Source organism: Gilliamella sp. BG2 (assembly GCF_046635645.1).
Classification (GTDB): Bacteria; Pseudomonadota; Gammaproteobacteria; order Enterobacterales; family Orbaceae; genus Gilliamella; species Gilliamella bombi.
Map to the genome: position 1 here is coordinate 1 of NZ_JBIDFF010000001.1, position 18924 is coordinate 18924.

At 34.0% G+C, this 18924-nt stretch carries 11 protein-coding genes and 1 rRNA gene; 4 read left to right on the forward strand and 8 right to left on the reverse strand.

Annotation, left to right across the window (positions count from 1 at the left end):
- Positions 1-342: ribosomal RNA gene (locus ACGH6Q_RS00005) — 16S ribosomal RNA — on the reverse strand; the annotation flags it as partial.
- Positions 343-928: 586 nt separating this feature from the next.
- On the reverse strand, positions 929-1999 hold the full coding sequence (locus ACGH6Q_RS00010) for an acyltransferase family protein (RefSeq protein WP_085163904.1): 1071 nt from the start codon (positions 1997-1999) through the stop codon (positions 929-931).
- A gap of 307 nt (positions 2000-2306) precedes the next feature.
- On the opposite strand from ACGH6Q_RS00010, the gene ACGH6Q_RS00015 reads away from it, so the two are divergent.
- On the forward strand, positions 2307-2429 hold the full coding sequence (locus ACGH6Q_RS00015) for a hypothetical protein (protein ID WP_296300761.1): 123 nt from the start codon (positions 2307-2309) through the stop codon (positions 2427-2429).
- Between the two features lie 836 nt (positions 2430-3265).
- Positions 3266-4162: a DMT family transporter gene (locus ACGH6Q_RS00020; protein ID WP_085163903.1), complete on the forward strand. Its 897-nt coding sequence runs from the start codon at positions 3266-3268 to the stop codon at positions 4160-4162.
- Between the two features lie 86 nt (positions 4163-4248).
- On the opposite strand, the gene ACGH6Q_RS00025 is transcribed toward ACGH6Q_RS00020, so the two are convergent.
- Both ACGH6Q_RS00025 and mprF read right to left on the reverse strand, forming a co-directional pair.
- Positions 4249-5529, reverse strand: a complete 1281-nt coding sequence (locus tag ACGH6Q_RS00025; protein ID WP_411591356.1) for a virulence factor family protein — start codon at positions 5527-5529, stop codon at positions 4249-4251.
- A gap of 1 nt (position 5530) precedes the next feature.
- Positions 5531-8134, reverse strand: coding sequence for a bifunctional lysylphosphatidylglycerol flippase/synthetase MprF (mprF, locus tag ACGH6Q_RS00030; protein WP_411591357.1), 2604 nt, complete (start codon positions 8132-8134; stop codon positions 5531-5533).
- 464 nt (positions 8135-8598) lie between these two features.
- Here mprF and ACGH6Q_RS00035 point away from each other — a divergent pair, with 464 nt between their 5' ends.
- The gene (locus ACGH6Q_RS00035) at positions 8599-10104 is read left to right on the forward strand and encodes a hypothetical protein (RefSeq protein WP_411591358.1); all 1506 of its coding nucleotides are present in this window, start codon (positions 8599-8601) and stop codon (positions 10102-10104) included.
- A gap of 17 nt (positions 10105-10121) precedes the next feature.
- A complete protein-coding gene (locus ACGH6Q_RS00040) occupies positions 10122-10799 on the forward strand; it encodes an HD domain-containing protein (RefSeq protein ID WP_411591359.1) in 678 nt (225 codons plus the stop codon).
- A 90-nt stretch (positions 10800-10889) separates the two neighbouring features.
- On the opposite strand, the gene ACGH6Q_RS00045 is transcribed toward ACGH6Q_RS00040, so the two are convergent.
- The 4 genes from ACGH6Q_RS00045 to nrdA form a co-directional block, all read right to left on the reverse strand.
- Complete coding sequence (locus ACGH6Q_RS00045; RefSeq protein ID WP_411591361.1) at positions 10890-11813, reverse strand: AEC family transporter; 924 nt, start codon at positions 11811-11813, stop codon at positions 10890-10892.
- Between the two features lie 25 nt (positions 11814-11838).
- The gene (gene glnD / locus ACGH6Q_RS00050) at positions 11839-14493 is read right to left on the reverse strand and encodes a bifunctional uridylyltransferase/uridylyl-removing protein GlnD (RefSeq protein ID WP_411587903.1); all 2655 of its coding nucleotides are present in this window, start codon (positions 14491-14493) and stop codon (positions 11839-11841) included.
- Positions 14494-14671: 178 nt separating this feature from the next.
- The gene (gene nrdB, locus ACGH6Q_RS00055; protein ID WP_065589665.1) at positions 14672-15802 is read right to left on the reverse strand and encodes a class Ia ribonucleoside-diphosphate reductase subunit beta; all 1131 of its coding nucleotides are present in this window, start codon (positions 15800-15802) and stop codon (positions 14672-14674) included.
- Positions 15803-15946: 144 nt separating this feature from the next.
- On the reverse strand, positions 15947-18235 hold the full coding sequence (gene nrdA, locus ACGH6Q_RS00060; protein ID WP_411591364.1) for a class 1a ribonucleoside-diphosphate reductase subunit alpha: 2289 nt from the start codon (positions 18233-18235) through the stop codon (positions 15947-15949).
- Positions 18236-18924 lie beyond the last annotated feature (689 nt).

Here is an 18924-nt window from a genome sequence, read left to right on the forward strand (position 1 = left end):
CGTAGGAGTCTGGACCGTGTCTCAGTTCCAGTGTGGCTGGTCATCCTCTCAGACCAGCTAGAGATCGTCGCCTTGGTGAGCCATTACCCCACCAACTAGCTAATCCCATATGGGTTCATCAAATGGCGCATGGCCCGTAGGTCCCATGCTTTGGTCTCTCAACTTTATGCGGTATTAGCAGTCGTTTCCAACTGTTGTCCCCCACCATTCGGCAGATCCCCATACCTTACTCACCCGTCCGCCACTCGTCATCAAGTGCAAGCACTTATGTTACCGTTCGACTTGCATGTGTTAAGCCTGCCGCCAGCGTTCAATCTGAGCCATGATCAAACTCTTCAATTTAAAGTTTGATGCTCAATAACTGTCTCTGACATATTCAAATGAATCTTCAGTGTCACTTATCAAGACTTAATTTTTTAGTCCGTAGACTTTAATCTTTTGTCTCGCAAGTGCCCACACAGATTGTCTGTTTCTTCTTTTTAAAGAGCTAACAGCTTATATCCCTCATCAACCTTCGTTGATTTAGTTCGCTGTCTCAAGGGTTGCGTATACTACGCTAACCTTTTTTATTCGTCAAGATCTTTTTTAAAATTTTTGATCTCACTTAATCACCAACTCTTCGTCTGCTTGTCGCTGACTGCATGTCAGTGGATGCGCATTATAGGGGCTTAAAAATTTCCTGCAAGTGTTAATTGCAATTTTTTTTTCGTTTGCATTTTATTTGTTCAAATCTACATGTTTAATATATTTGGTATAAACAAAATAAACGTTATTTGCTATAGAAAAAACAATTCATTAAGTTAATTTACATGGTAAATATAAAGAACCTCATATTTTTAACGTGAATTTAGAATATTAATTTACATTCTAAGTTTTAAATTTAATAAAGATATTTCAAAGCACCAAGTCAAATAATAGATGATATTATCTAACGAATTGCACCAATAAGGTATTTTGCTTTATTTTTGAAAACTAGCGTTATTATTTTAGCGATGATGACACTTACGATTAAAGTTGACACTAAAAAGATTACAGCTCCCAATGATGCTAACCAACCGTTGTTGGTTTTGATTACATAACCTAGAGGAGAAATATACAATAGCTGTTCAAGTTCTAAAACAATAATTTCATGAATAAAATAGATAGGAAAACTAATATTTGCCATATAAGAAAAGAATTTATATAACTTCCCCTCATTCGTTTTATGATTCAGCCCATCTAAAAAATAAAGCGCTAATATAAATAAAACGATTTTTTGTAATGTATCATAATAAAGTTTTTCTACACCTAAATGACTCATATAGCGATAAGCAAATGGAACAAAAAAACATAAACTAAAAAGAAACACCACTAAGAATAAATTATCTTTAACTGTTTTGATAATAATTTGATAATTTTGTTTTATCATCATGCCAATTAAATAAACTGGTCCATAATGCAACAAATTTAAAATAGGTTGAGTAAAATCAGGTTTAGTAAACACCACAACCCAAAACATAGCAATCAGACCAGCTACAATTAAATTCTTTTTCGACCAAAAATATAATAAAGGAGCCATTAAATAAATAATGATAATCATCGGGATAAACCACAATGGTAGCAGTTGTGTTCCCGTCAGCATCATCCTAACTATTGAACTAACAACACTAGTTTCAGTCGATGAAAACCAAGGTAAATTAGATAAATACTGATAATGAAAAAAAACAAAGCAAAAAATAGATACTGAAATATAAGGACAAACAACAGTTTTAAACTTTGATAAATAATAAGTTTTGGTATCAAATTTATAAGTTAGATGTTGAAATAAAAAACCAGCAATTAATACAAAAAAAGTAGTGAAATTAAAGGCAAATAAATTTAAAAAAGAAAATAAATAACTATTAGCAATTAAATGAGTATTTTTAAACACACCCAAACAGTGACTAAAAACAATCATTATAATTGCAACACCACGTAATACATGTATAGAATGAATTTTTTGCGGTTTATCTGTTACCATTTTAGATACTGTAAATAATGAAATAAACTAGCGTACATTATCACATTTCTATATAACTGAAACTACAATTTACAAAAATAAATATCTAAACAAATAAAAAATAAAATATCATTTAAAATTAATTAATTATAAACATCTTTCTGAATTGACCCTGTAAACGAATTTGTGAATTTACCTATTTTTGAACCACTCTAATGAGTAAAAATAAGTTAAATATAAAATGGATGAATAAAAAGTAAGACAAATGGCAGCCGAGCTAGCTAAAAACATAAAAGCGTAGGAAGATTTAGGTAAATTAACTGGTTTTATGAACAAACTAGTGATTGATACCGCATTAAATGAAAAAATAACCAAGCATCTAGGTCATGAAAAACACCAGAAAAACGAAGAAGCAACACATGTAAGGGTTATAGCACAAAAACCGTTATAAGTGATGATGGCAAGTTAGAACTCACCATTTCACGAGATAGAGAAACACTGATTGAAAAAATTAATCACCGATTACAACTCCAACTTGTTTAATTGCTTCTTCCAATCCTTTATCCCACATATTTTTTACTCCCTCCGTGATTATAACAACTACATAACTAGAATTAGATGTATAACTATCGCTGTTAATTTTAGGATATCAATTCAATCATAATTTGAGGATTTAAAAATTTGTTAAAAACTTTCAGGTAACTATGTGTTTCAGTATAAAAATACAGCTTATAACAGATAAATTGGAAAATTTGCAGTATTATCATTTAGTAATTTGATTAAACTAAATGGATAAGAATGATGATTTTTATAAAAATTTAAAAATAATTTATATTAAAAATCATTAAGTTACTTTTTTTATCATTAAATATTAAGAAATATATGAAATTAAATTGAACTTTTCCCCATTTAGTTTGTCTATATTAACAGATTACGTTTTTCATTTTTTGCCTTCCATTCGAGTTTTCGGGTGGATTTTTTTTTTGCCTGCTATTTTTTCCATTTGCATATTTTGTAAAATCCTTTCTTCTTCCATTATCTATTAATAACTACTTGCTTTAGTTTTTTGCTTATTTTGTTTGATATAATTTGCACTAATACGTATAGAAAGCTAGTATTACTAAAATTTCCATTATTTAAATAACGCCTTTTCTTTCGTTATCAAGTCTTCTTATAAATTGTTTTAAATTGTTTTAAATTTTTTTGAATATTACTATTTTTAATAAAAAGATTGAGTAATGAGCTGTACTTTGGTTGCGAAATAATTATGTGAGCAGAGAGATTATTATGTTATTTTCAAAAAGGACACAAGGGCACTTAATCGCATTAATGACAGTGTTTCTTTGGGGAACAACATTTATTGCAACTAAAGTTTTATTGACGGATTTTAAACCAATAGAGATCTTGTTTTTTCGATTTGGACTTGGCTATCTAACCCTTTGGATCTTATCACCGCGCTTTTTGGCTTGGCAGGGGGTTAAGCGAGAGTTTATGTTTTTGTGCGCAGGGCTTTGTGGTGTCACTTGTTACTTTTTATGTGAGAATATTGCATTAACTTATACTACAGCTTCAAATGTTGGAGTAATTACCACTTTAGCACCAATATTTACTGCAATACTATCTATTTTCTTTTTAAAAACCGAAACACCACCTAAACGTTTTTATATTGGTTGTTTATTTGCAATTATTGGTGTTGGACTAATTAGCTTTAATGGTAAGTTTGTGCTTTCGTTAAATCCACTTGGTGATCTGCTTACTATGTTGGCTTGTTTATTTTGGGCTTGTTATTCGATTTTAACTAAAAAAAGTAGCAATTATGGTTACAATACTATTTTGTTAACAAGGCGATTCTTTTTTTATGGTTTGATGTTAATGTTTCCTGTGTTATCTCTCTTCGACTTTGATTGGAATTTATCACGTTTTACCGATCCCGTTAACATTTTTAATTTTTTATTCTTGGGTGTTGGTGCCTCGGCTATTTGTTTTTCATCTTGGAACTATGCTGTTAAATTAATTGGTGCAGTTAAAATTAGTATTTATTTATATTTAGTTCCAATTCTTACTATTATTGCGGCTGTTATTATTTTGAACGAACCTTTCACCTGGATTGCTGCTATCGGAACATTATTTACGCTTTGTGGTGTGTTATTGTCAGAAGGTAAAATTCGCATAAAAAGAAACTAATTAATTTTAATACTTATAAAAAGCCCAAAGGCACATGAGAGCTTTGGGTCTGAAAACGGTTTTTATATTTGAGATGGTTAATTAAGTTATTGCGTTCTTTTATCGATTGCATCCATGATAATTTGCCCTAAATGCTGATAATCTTCGTCAAAATGATGGCCTCCGGGTAATTTGAATGCTTCACCTTTCATTTCTGGCTGTAAGCATCCAGTATCGTCTTTCTCTTCTTCACCATAAATACAAAATAGTTTACTCGCTGGTATGTTATTGACTTCTGGACCTGTTTTCATTTCATTACCAGATTGACCAAGCCAACCACTGATTTCAATTTCAAAATTAGCATTTTTTGAAAATGCGATCATCACAATCGCTTGAACACTATTTTGATCTGTAGTTGATAACCGGTTATAAAGTGCAGGTAAAATATCTCCACCGAATGAATAGCCTGTAAGCACGAAACGAGTTGTACCCCATTTTTCGCGATATTGTTGCATCAAATAGGCGAGATCTTTTGCACTACGCTCAACAGAACGGTGTTGCCAAAACAACTTTAAAGCATCGACACCAACAACAGGGTAACCATGCGCTGCCATATATTCAGCAGATACTTTGTCTAAGTCACGCCAGCCCCCATCGCCAGAATAATAAAGAGTAACGGTTTTAGGATGAACTTCTTTACTCGTTGCGGGTAATTCAATAACAGGTAGCTGTTGATGATCACCAAATAAAATTGAAGATAAATGCAAACTTAAAAGCTCAACAGGTGAGGTTTGGTATTCGCCAATTCCTGTGGTGACAGCAATCTTTTTCTGTTCTCGTGGGAATACGGCAACATTTTCTTCGGGTGGATTATTCCAAATTACTTGCCACGTTCCGTGGTTAGCTTGTTTTGGCAATGGATCATCACAATCTTTATGATCTAATATGAATTCTATTGATAATGCTTTAGCATCATCACTTTGCTGTTCTGCTAGCCATCGATAAGCAAAAGTGGCACCTTCTCTCATACCTGCAACAGCAAAATTAGATTCTCCTAATATGTTTACAGCTTGGTTTAAGCGATTTTTTTGCTCAGCACAAGTTGCTTGCGGTTTTAATTCAAACTGAACTAGTTTGGCGCCCATTTTTTCAGATAAGTTTAATAGTTGTTGTTCTGTAAAATGATTGTTGTTAGTTGCGACAATAATAGCCGCAGCTTCGGCTGTTTGTTTAGGTTTTGCCGATATGATAGAAAAGTCATTTTCGATTGTTATCGTTTTTACTGACGCACTATCTTGGTTTTTTATCAAATACCAACCAACAAATCCTAATAGTACTATGAGTATCATAACAATTAAAAATAAAATGCAATGTGTTATTTTTTTCATATTATGATCTCTTATTCTTTTTTAATCCCGTTATTCCGCCTGAAATTAGCATGGTGGTATCAATGATTGCAACTAAAGGATCAAGCCCTGCTGGAGCGGCCATATAACGTGGCTCCCAGTGTGTTGCAAACTTCTCTTTAAAGCGACGTAATCCTTGGAAGTTATAAAAACGTCCCCCCCGTCTAAAAACTAGTGCACCTAGTCTTTGTATCATGGGAGCGCCTCGACGTCTTTGCATACCTGCAAGTGGAACCATCCCTAAACTGAAGAATTTAAAATCTTTTTGTTGATAATGCAAAATCAACCCAACCATTAAAAACTCCATAGTTAATTTAGGAATATCTTGGACAACACGCATTAAATCAATGCTTGCACTATAATTTTGATTTGTTTCTAGCAGATTTACAAAAGCAATAATACGACCTTCATATTTTATTGCCGCAATAGTGAAATTGTTCAAGTATTGCTCGGAAAAAGATCCTAACGAAAATTGCTTTTCTTTAGCGTGCTTGCTTTTTAACCATGCATCTGAAACTGCTTTTAATTCATCAAGTGGTGCTGTGCCTGGAGAATAAAATACTAAAGATAGACCATCTCGTTGACCACGATTCCAAGTGTAGCGAAGATCTTTATAATCTTTTGAGCTTAAATCAAATTGTTTTAAATTAACTAAGGCTTCTTCACCAAGCTTAATAGTTCTGAGACCAATATCCATATAAAAAGGTAAATTTGCTGCTTTAACTTGATAAAAAACCGGACGAAGATTATGTTGATCACACAAATCTCGAAAAGTCCAAATTAAACTAGCACGATCAGTACTGTTTCCAATTGGATCATAAAGGGCAACCATGCTTCTGCCTCGTTTGGCATACATTATAAAAGCTGTTTGTGATTCATTAAAAAGTAATGACTTATCGCCACTCATGGCAAGCCCACCTTCAGGTTGTTTTGAATCTAAAATGATTTGATAGGCTTTATTTAGCTCGTTTTGTTTTGGTTGAGTTAGAATTGGTGGCGCAGGGCGAAATAACCAAAACAACATAATAAAGCTTAACAAAATAAAACTGCCTAAAGCGGCACGAAGAGCACGCGGTACTCGGCTGTCTAACTCAAATTGCCACCATAAATCGTGACTATAAGGAATATCTTGATATATAAATAAAATTAGCCATACAAAAAGCGCAATAATGCAAAAGCAGATGACAAAGGATTTAATTGAAAAAGGTAATATGCTTAATCGACTTTTACGATAGAAAGCATGTTTAAAATGGATTAATAATATTGCTATAATTAATAATACACTGGCTTCAATCCAATGTAATCCGCGTAAAAGCGAGCAGATACTACCTAAAAATAATAAAATAATCGAAATGCCCCATGCAAAATAGAGTCTTCGTCTTACTCCTACTGCAAGTAATATGCATAAAACGCCAATTAAACTAGCAATTAGATGAGCAATATTGACTATTTTACTGGGGATAAAGGTGCTGACTAAATGGTGATTAAACCCAGGAAGTACACTTGAAAACATCATCACCACACCGGCAAAAAATACAGCTGCCGCCATGATAGGCGCTGCAATTCCTGTTTCTGTCTCTTTAACTTGAGGTGCAGTTAAAAAATGTTTTCCCTCGTTTATTAAAAGCAAAATAGCCGCCAAAATAAGGGGGATTAAAATATAAATAATGCGATAAATGATTAATGCAACGGTTAATGAAGCTATATTAATTTCGGATGAAAATGCCGCTAACATAATGGCTTCAAATACACCAACACCACCAGGAACATGACTCAACACTCCAGCTACTAACGCCAGAATATAGATCATAATAAAGGTAGCAAAATCAGGGTGTTTTGGTAAAAGGAAATAAAGTACTGCGCCAGCCAAAATGGCATCAAATAGAGTAATAATAAATTGGTAAGATGCTAAACGAAGATTAGGAAGACGGATAGACCATCGAAATAATTGATATAATTGGGTGTTGTTATTTGGTTTTTCTGCTAATCGCTTATTTTGCAAAAAGATAAATAGCACACCATAAAAGCAAATTACGCTACATGCAATTATCCACACACTATTTGCTGATAAATGCAAAGCTAACATCGTATTTTTGGGATGAATTAAAGCGGTAATCGCTGCTAATAGTGGTAACGTGAATCCTAATGATAAGGTAACAAAAATTGACATTCTGGCAACATCAATAGTTGTTAATCCTTGTTTAAAATAGAGACGACAACGCACCGCACCACCAGATAATGCCGACAATCCGATTGCATTACCAATAGCTGAGGCACAAATTCCGCCCAGTACAATAGTTGCGGGTTTCAATTTGACACCCGCATAACGTGCAGCTGACCATTCGTAGCAGATCAACATTAAATAACTACCAATGGCAGATAAACACGAAAATAAAATTGTAGACATTGAAAGGTGATGAATAGCTCTTTTTAACTCATTAACATTAATTGCCTTAAGTAAGTGCCAACACACAATCAGTGCTATAAAAAAGATAGATAGACCAAATAGTAGAGCTATAAATTGGCGATAACGAGTGAAGTATTCTATTAACTGCCAAGGCAAAACTTTACGCGTTGATATTTTCACTTAATCAACTCCAATATTTGCTTTGATAATATTTTGATTCGCGCATTCTACCTTTCCATTTTAGTGAAAACAATCGTAAAAAAATAAAGAAACAATAAAAAAACATTAATTACTGAAATTTTACTATTAATATTGTATGTGTATTTGTTTACCTAAGATTAGATTACTCTAGAAAGAACGTTTTACCTTCTAATATTGTATCTAGACGATGGAAAATGTCTTTTTACATGTGATAGATAATTATTTTATTGAAATTTTTGTGTAAAAAAATAGCCTTTACGCTATAATTGTATTGACTTAATTTTTAATTTGTGAAACTAGATTTTTTGTTGAAAATGTATTTGCAAAAATCGATCATTACCAAGTAATCACTATGCGATGTGATAAGTTGACAAGAAATTGTGCTAGCAACGTTATGGTATAGCATTTGTATGATGTGGATATTAATGTAAAGGAACATTATCATGAAGTCAAAGGTACAACATGTTAGAATAAAAAATAAGAAGAATAAGAGTGGGTTAATTAAGCAGTTAGCATTAAGTTATTTTCGTTTTGTTATATGTCGATTATGCTTCTGTAGCAATTTACTGTTGATATTGCAAAAAAACCTCATCACTTTAAAATCAATTTTATTTTTTTGTTTTTGTATAGGAATTAGTCATCCTTTATTTGTATTTGGGGTATTACCTAAAGTTAAGTCAGCAAAAACCGCAAAAGAAATAGAGGGATCAGCACCTTATTTAACGTTTGATGGCGGCAAAACCCAATCATGGGATACAGATAGATTTTTAAATATCGAACTACCTGATGGTAAGGTACTAACCCCAAAAAATAATCCCTCATCTAAAACCAATCCGATACCATTGCCGCATGATGGTTTAAAACTTAGCGATATTAAAACGCTTATTCCATTGGGTCAAAGTGCTATTTCAATGACCGATTTGCTGAATAATAATGGTTTTTGGGCTGATAAAGATGGCGATGGTGATATTACCGCAACGGGGAATTTAACTATTATTGGTCGAGATGCCAATGGTACCGAAATGGGATTAGATGATACCTTTCAGGATTGCAATGCGCCCTATAGTGTAACAATGCAAAGTGATAATAGCATTTTATCAACGGCTTATGGCAAACCAAATTCAACTCAGATAGCAGCTAATCGCGCCACCTATTACCTAAATCCGCCTAAAGGCGCTTGTACTTATTCTGCCAAGCCTAACTTATATTTAAGTAATAGTCGAAAAAATAATTGGGGTGGGTCAAATTATTCAGGTCCACCAAGCCAATGGGATGATGCAAAAGGCTTTAAACGTCAAGATCTGAATAACCCAGCATCAAACTTCCCTACAACTGGAATGAATGGGTTATTTTTTGAGATGGATATGGTTGATAGCTTAGGCAGTGAGATGACGTTTGACAAGTCACCAGCTACATCGGGTATTGATTTAACTATAACGGGCAATGGCAGCATTGCCAAGATTCGATTAGTCGGACCCAAAGAGGGGGCTAGCGCTGCCGAGGCAGCAACCGCAGTGCCGACGACCTTTATCTTATATTCCGATAAAGCCAAAACCAATAAAGTATATAGTTTTACCATCAAAAAATGGTTTATCGCAAGAAAGGATTATAGTGGTAGCAATCGTAGTTATGCTCAGGCTGAACAATACTGTAATCAATTGGGCTATCAAATACCTACAGTTGATCAACTGACTAATGCTAATTCTCAAGAGTGGAATCAAGGTTTAGCTGGTCAAGGTAATAACTACCAACGTCGTATTGGTGGTGGGCTTTTAGCTGAGTGGGGGGATGTGTATGATTACCGATATCCTGGTACCAATATGGAAAACTATGCTGTTTATTGGACTCAAAATACATATAATTACGAATCCCTCTATAACCTTGCAGTATATGCTAAGGATGGAGCCATTGGTGTTAGACCGTATGGAAATACGGTTTGTGTAAATTAAATTAGCAAAATAATATTATGAATAATAAAAATGATAAGCAACAACAGGGAATTATTCAAGCCATACAATCTTTTGTTAAACAGAAACTATCCAATGATTTTTCAGGTCATGATATGGCGCACATTGAACGTGTTGTAAAGTTAGCAAAAAAGATTTTACAGCATGAACCAAAAGCGAACGGTTTTATTGTGATTGTTAGCGCTTATTTGCATGATGTGATTGATGAAAAAGTGGTTGCTGATGTGAGTCAAGCAATAATGGAATTGCGTGATTATTTAACGTCTCTAAAACTTACCGACACCGAAATTAAGATGATTTTTGCTATCATCGAGAATATGTCATATCGAAAAAATCTTAATCAGAAAAAAGAATTATCACTAGAAGGGCAGATCGTACAAGATGCCGATCGTTTAGATGCATTGGGTGCAATTGGTATTGCTCGCACCTTTTATTATGGCGGTAATAAGCATAATATTATGTACGATCCTAATATTTCACCACGAACTTCATTGGATGAAAATAATTATAAACATCCTAATACCGTTATTAATCATTTTTATGAAAAACTTTTTTTACTTAAAGATATGATGAATACCCCCATAGCAAAAAAGCTAGCCGAGCCAAGACATCATTTTTTAGTTCAGTTTGTTAAACAATTTGAAAAAGAATGGCAAGGAGAGGATTATTCTTACTGAAAATTAGTTTATCGATAATAGTTAGAGTATGAATAATTAATTTTTGAAAAATTTGTATAACGCCTGCCTCTTTTAAGAAGGCAAGTTTTACTAAAATGGAATTGGTGTTCCAACTAATCCAAGTACAATAGGAAGAGTGATCAAGCTTAATAAAGTACTGAGCAAGGTCGCACTTGATACCAGTTCTGGATGAGTATCAAATTGTACTGACATTAATGTGGTATTGGCGGCACTTGGCATTGCAGCTAGGACAATTAAAACTTGTTTATAAACAGGCTCAATTGGCATAAAGTAAACCATACAAAATGCCACAATTGGTGAAATCACCATACGTGCAAGCAAGGCAAATGAGATTTTAGGATAATCAAGCTGAGTAAGTTTTATTTTTGCCAGTTGCATGCCCAAAATAATCATGATCACTACAATTGATGCGTCACCGATCATTCCGATTGAAGTCATAATCGATTTAGATAAAGGGATGTGACACAATTGGAAAATAATACCTAAAAAAGCACCATACGCTACAGGCATGCGAATAACTTTATTAATAACGTCTTTTTGATTTACAATATCACTATGAGCGCTACCTTTAGCCGCATAGTAAATGCCTACAGTGCTCATTACAAACTGTTGTAATACCATCATTATTACGCCAAGATCAAAGCCGACTGCTCCAAAAAAGATTAATAGTACAGGAGTACCATAGTTACCATTGTTCATAAAACAGGAACTCAAAATCATTGCACAGCGCTCTTTAGCTGAATACTTCATGAGTATCGACCAAATTGAGACAATAATAACTAATGAAAAGCATAAACCAAAGACATAACCAATATAAAATAGATAATCTGTGGTTAAAATATGAGTATAAAACGTTTTAAATGCCAAAAAGGGCGATAGCACATAAAGTGACATTTTCGATAGGTTGGCGACATCAAATTTTAAGGCTTTTTGTGCGATAAAACCTACAATAAAGATACAAAAAATAGGAAATAAAATAATAAAAAATTGCATAAGTTATATCTTTTGGTTAATTAAATTAATTCATTGAATCAAGAGTTATAATGATTGATTCTCGAAGTTTTTGACATGTTTCATCATCAAGCGCTTGATTGTTTTTATCAGTTAGAATAAACAGATCTTCAATATGTTCGCCGATAGTTGCTATTTTAGCGCTCCGTAATGATAAATCTAAATTAGCAAATATTTCGCCCACACAAGCCAGCAATCCCGGTCTATCAAGTGCTATGAGCTTCATATAGGTTTGGCTGTCATTAAAGGCTGAAAGAAAGTTAACCTGAGTCGGCACTGAAAACGATCGCAATCGTTGTTTCGGTGGTTTTATGGTGACAGGTTTGTATACAGGTTGTTGTAGTGCTTTATCAAGTGCATTTACTAGACCTTGGTTTCTATCTTCTTGTACAGTCTGTCCATTAGGCTCTAATACGATAAATGTATCGAGTGCAAATCCTTTTTTATTCGTAATGATAAGTGCATCATGAATAGTTAAATTATGCATACTTAGCGTATTACACACAGTTGCAAATAGATAAGGTCTATCTGGCGAATAAATAAAAAGCTCACTACCACCATGAGATGGATTTGGATTTATGGCTACTAATGTTTTGCCCAAGTCATGTTGCAATAAAATTTTTGCATGCCATACAATTTGTTCGGTTGTATAACGGACAAAGTAGTCAATGCGATAGTTTTGCCAAAGCTCTTTAATAATTTGTTCATCATAATTTTGTTTAACTAAAATGGTTAATGCCTCTTGCTTATTTTTACGTGCAACACTTCGCTGTTCGGGTATTTGGTGTATACCAGAGTCAAAGGAACTTGCTGCACTAAGATAGAGTTCGCGCATTAAACTTTGTTTCCAATTATTCCAAAGCGTTTCGTTTGTAGCACAAACATCAGCTACTGTTAGGCATAACAAATACTGTAAGCGACGCTTACTTTTGACCAATTGAACAAATTCTCCAATTACCGCAGGATCTTGTAAATCTCTGCTTTGGGCGGTAACAGACATCAGTAGGTGATAACGTACTAACCAGCAAATTAAATCAGTATCTTTGGTTTCGAGTTCGTGTAGTTGACAAAATTTTTCAACTAAATGAGCGCCAATTTCCGAGTGATCGCCATGCCTACCTTTGCCAATATCATGAAATAGACCAGCAATTACCAATAATTCGAGTTTAGGTAATTTAGCAAATACTTTTGCACTATTAGGATGTTTTTGTTTGCCACTTTCGGTTTTAAGACTATCAAGTTCAAGCAGTAAGCGGATGGTATGTTCATCAACAGTGTAAGCATGGAACAGATCAAATTGCATCATACCAGATATATGCTTCCAACCCGGTATATAGACAGAAAGTATACCGTATTTATGCATTGGTAAAATGGCTTTATTAATTGCATCTGGGTGCTTGATAATCGACATAAAAAACGCTCTTGCTTTTGCATCTTCACAAAGTAAAGTGGTTAGTGTGCGCCGAGCGGAACGTAACTGTCTAATTGTATTAGAATACAGTCCTATAACTTGAGGATTCAACAAAATAGTGTGAAAAAGCTGCATAATCATGACGGGATCTTTTTTGAAAATGTCATTATCTTTTACATCAATTAGGTTGTCTCGAACTTGAAAATATTTATCAATATCGTAAGGTTTGTTGTGTGGATTATGTTCAAGTATAGATTCATAAAACAGTTGTAATAACATTTGATTAAGTTCAGTAATATTGTGAGCAACACGATAATAATCATGCATCATCTTCTCAACAGGAGCATTACCTTCGCCTTGATAACCTAACATGTTAGCAATGCTTAACTGACGATCGAATAACAAACGATTATCATAACGAGTTATGACACAATGAAGCGCAAAACGTATTCTCCATAAAAATTTACGACAAGTTTTAAAGTCTTCAATATCTTCAGGGGTTAAATAGTTGAAATCAGCTATTTTTTGTAGAAATTCGCCACCAAAGTGACGAATCGCTATCCATTGAATAATTTGCATATCTCGCAATCCACCCGGACTATTTTTCAAATCAGGCTCTAGGTTATAAGAGGTGCTGTGATATTGCTTATGACGTTCATGTTGTTCTTGTATTTTTGCCTTATAAAAAGCACGAGACGGCCAGATTTTATCGCTAAAAATTTGCTTGTGTAGTTCATCTAATAGTAATTGATTGCCAGAAATAAGCCTTGATTCAATCAAATTAGTCATTATTGTGATATCATTTTTTGCTTCTTGTAGGCAGATTCTTAATGTTCTAACACTGTGCCCTATATCTAAATGCAAATCCCATAACAAGCGGACTAAATCACTGATCTGTTTTTCTATCTCTTTAGTTAACGGATAATCACTTAAAATTAAAATATCAATATCTGACAGTGGGTGTAATTCCGCTCGACCATAACCACCAACAGCAATCAAAGCGATACGATTACGTTTAAAGAAGGAAGAAACATGTTTAGGTATTTGATAAAAACGCCATAAGCGCTCAAGTAAACGGTCAATAAATTGACTGCGTAAATGCACTAAGGTATCAATGTCAGCTTGTTGTTCAAACTGAACCATGGACCACTGTTGAAACTCCTCAATCTGTTGTTTTAGATATGTAATATTTATCTGTTCATCACTGAAATCAAGAGGAGAGACAGGGTAACACAAATGGGTTTTAGTCATAGCTATATTATCAAATTAAGACAATTCAATAACTATATCGTTACCCGATTTTAAATGACTGTCAAGCTACGGTTATAAGAAAGCAAATTGTTAGTGATTGATATTAATTATACAAAAGGAACAATAATTTGTTCCCTTTGTAAAAAAGTTTCAGGTAAGTATGTGTTTGAGTATAAAATTATAAAGTAAAATCGCTTAAATCATCTTCATTAATTTCAGAATCAATTTGTCCAACTAAATATGAGCTCATTTCGGCTTCTTGTGGTGCTACTTGCACATTATCAGAAACAAGCCAGTTATTAATCCATGGAATTGGATTGGATTTAGCTTCAAAGGGTAATTTTAGTCCGACTGCTTGCATACGAATGTTCGTTATATACTCGACATATTGGCATAATATATCTTTATTTAAACCAATCATTGAGCCACCTTCAAACAGGTACTCTGCCCATTGTTTTTCTTGATTAGCGGCTTGTAAAAATAATTTATAACAATCTTGTTCACATTCTTTGGCAATTTCAGCCATTTCGGGATCGTCTTCACCACTGCGTAGTGTGTTGATCATAAACTGAGTGCCGGTTAAATGTAGCGCTTCGTCGCGGGCAATAAGCTTAATGATTTTGGCATTCCCTTCCATTAGTTCTCGTTCAGCAAAAGCAAATGAGCAGGCAAAACTAACATAGAAGCGAATAGCCTCAAGTGCATTGACACTCATTAAACATAAGTAAAGTTTCTTTTTAAGTTCACGTAAATTAATGCAAACAGTGCGATTATTGATGTTATGTTCACCCTCACCAAATAAATTATAGTAACTTGCATAGCTAATAAGATCATCATAATAACCTGCAATGTCCCCAGCACGTTTTTGAATTTCTTTATTTGTGACAATATCATCAAAAACCACAGATGGATCGTTAACGATATTACGAATGATATGAGTATATGAACGAGAATGAATGGTTTCAGAAAACGACCAAGTTTCTACCCATGTTTCCAATTCAGGTATTGAAATAAGTGGCAGTAAAGCAACATTAGGGCTACGGCCTTGGATGGAATCAAGCAGAGTTTGATATTTTAAGTTGCTGATAAAAATATGTTTTTCATGCTCTGGTAACGCAGCATAATCAATACGGTCTTGTGAAATATCGACTTCTTCTGGGCGCCAAAAGAAAGAAAGTTGTTTTTCAATTAGCTTTTCAAACATCTCATATTTTTGTTGATCATAACGCGCAACATTCACTGATTGTCCAAGGAACATTGGTTCTTTAAGCTGGTCGTTATGCACTTGCGAAAAGGTACTGTAATTCATACTCATAAAAGAACTCCTACTCATTTACTGTTGCTTTTACCGCTTCCTTTTGACAGTGTAAAAGGCAAGTTGAATGGGGAAATTACTAGTTTTCCCCGATAAAAAATTGAATTTTAGCGTGTAGCTATTTAGTTTTAATCAAGGTTAAATTTTGCAAGCGCCACCTTCACAGCCATCATCCGAATGGGTTGTTGGAACAATATCACCTTGAATATCTTCAGCGCCATCGCGTGTATTATGATAATAGAGTGTTTTTACGCCAAATTTATAAGCAGTCAATAAGTCTGATAATAGCTGTTTCATGGGTACTTTATTATTTGGGAACTTAGCCGGATCATAATTAGTATTAGCAGAAATTGATTGATCAATAAATTTCTGCATGATGCCTACTAATTGTAAATAACCAGTGTTATTTGGAATTTGCCAAAGTAATTCGTAAAAATTTTTCAGATGGTTATACTCAGGAACCACTTGTTTTAAAATACCATCTTTTGATGCTTTTACACTAATAAAACCACGTGGTGGTTCAATACCATTTGTTGCATTGGAAATTTGTGACGAAGTTTCTGATGGCATTAATGCCGATAATGTCGAATTACGAAGTCCATAGGTTTTAATTGATGCTCGTAGTGATTCCCAGTCATAGTGTAATGGCTCTTTAGTAATGGTATCTAAATCTTTTTTATAAGTATCAATAGGTAAAATACCTTGCGAATATGTGGTTTGACTAAATAATGGGCAGGATCCCTTTTCTTTAGCTAGATTATTCGATGCTTTTAGCAAATAGTATTGCATGGCTTCAAAGGTACGGTGAGTTAAATTGTTGGCACTGCCATCGGAATATTTAACCCCATGTTTTGCTAAATAATAGGCATAGTTAATAACACCAATACCTAATGTACGACGATTTAATGAAGAATGACGAGCTGCAGGTACAGGATAATTTTGGTAATCAAGTAGTGAATCAAGAGCGCGTACCGCTAAATCGGCTAACTCTTCAAAGTCATCTAGAGATTCTATTTTACCTAAATTAAAGGCTGATAATGTGCAAAGGGCAATTTCGCCATGTTCATCATTAACGTTATTAAGCGGTTTTGTTGGCAGTGCAATTTCCATACATAAATTAGATTGATGAACAGGTGCTAATTGAGCATTAAATGGGCTGTGAGTATTACAGTGATCGACATTTTGGATATAAATACGCCCAGTTGATGCGCGCTCTTGCATTAATAATGCAAAGAGTTCAACGGCTTTAACTTCGCGTTTACGGATATTTGGATCTTGTTCGTATTGGTGATAAAGCGTTTCAAACTTATCTTGATCGGCAAAGAAGGCATCATAAAGTCCAGGAACGTCCGATGGGCTAAATAGAGTAATATTTTCGTTTTTGATTAAACGTTGATACATTAATTTATTGATTTGTACGCCATAGTCTAAATGGCGGACACGATTTTCTTCAACGCCACGGTTGTTACGTAATACTAATAAACTTTCAACTTCTAAATGCCAAAGAGGATAGAAAACAGTTGCTGCTCCTCCTCGCACACCACCTTGCGAACAAGATTTAACCGCTGTTTGGAAATATTTATAAAATGGAATGCAGCCTGTATGAAAAGCTTCACCACCACGAATTGAACTTCCTAACGCACGAATTCGCCCTGCATTAACTCCAATTCCTGCCCGTTGTGATACATATTTAACAATAGCGCTTGCTGTGGCGTTAATAGAATCTAAACTATCATCACATTCAATTAATACGCAAGAACTGAACTGTCGAGTAGGAGTACGAACCCCCGCCATAATTGGCGTTGGTAGCGAAATTTTAAAGGTTGAAACGGCATCATAAAAGCGTTTGATATAACTAAGACGTGTATCTTTAGGATAATTAGCGAAAAGGCAAGCTGCAACTAGAATATATAAAAACTGCGCGCTTTCATAAATCTCGCCAGTGACACGATTTTGTACTAGATATTTTCCTTCAAGTTGTTTAACTGCGGCATACGAAAAAGACATATCTCGCCAGTGATCGATAATCTTATCCATTTGTTCAAATTCTTCTTGCGTATAATCTTCAAGCAAGTGTTTATCATAAAGCTCGTTATCGACCAATTTTTTAACGTGTTCATAAAGTGAAGGTGGGATAAATTGATTAAAGGCTTTTTTACGTAAATGAAAGATTGCTAAGCGTGCAGCTAAATATTGATAGTCTGGCGCTTCTTGTGAGATCAGATCGGCTGCAGCACGAATAATTGTCTCATGAATATCCGATGTACGAATGCCATCATAAAATTGAATATGTGAACGTAATTCAACCTGAGAAACAGAAACATTTTCTAATCCTTCAGCAGCCCATGTAATAACACGGTGGATTTTATCAAGGTTTATTGGTTCTTTCTTTCCATCTCGTTTGGTAACGAGTATTGATTTATTCATTCTTTCATTCCAATGTTAAAGTATATTTTTAATTATGATAATTGATATTTATCAAAATATACAATATGTAGTACCTATTAATTAAATTTATCACTATATGTAGTATTATTAATCAATAGTGCAGATTTATTAATTAAAATAAAACGTTATTGATTTTAATAGCTAGAATTTATTTTTTCATAAAAAATGAAAAAAAGAACTTATGCCAGTTACCGTCGTGCTGTCGATATCATTTAATTGATTATCGACAAAGTAAAAATTTGTGTAAAGCGATAACAAAAAATTTGAAAGCGATTTATCAGGCTACAACAGAACAGCAAGCACAAGCATTTACGCATTTTGGGTCAATTTGGGTTGAAAAGTAGGGCTATACTAGCCAGCCGTAGCGTATAGGAACTGGGAAAACCTCAGCACCTTGTACTTACCCGTTGACATTCGCAAAGCAAATTTACATTACCAATGCAATAGAGTCTTTAAACAGTCCTATTCGCCATATCATCAAGAAATGTAAAGTTTTACAAACAGATAAATCAGTTAAAAAAGTCATTTTTTGGACAATACCACACGCTTGTAATAAATTGGCTATATCAATCCAAAACTTAAAAAAATGCTATAAGTCGGTTCATTATAAAATTTGGTGACTGAATCAACCGTCACCTTGAATAGGTAAATACACAAAATTTAGGGTA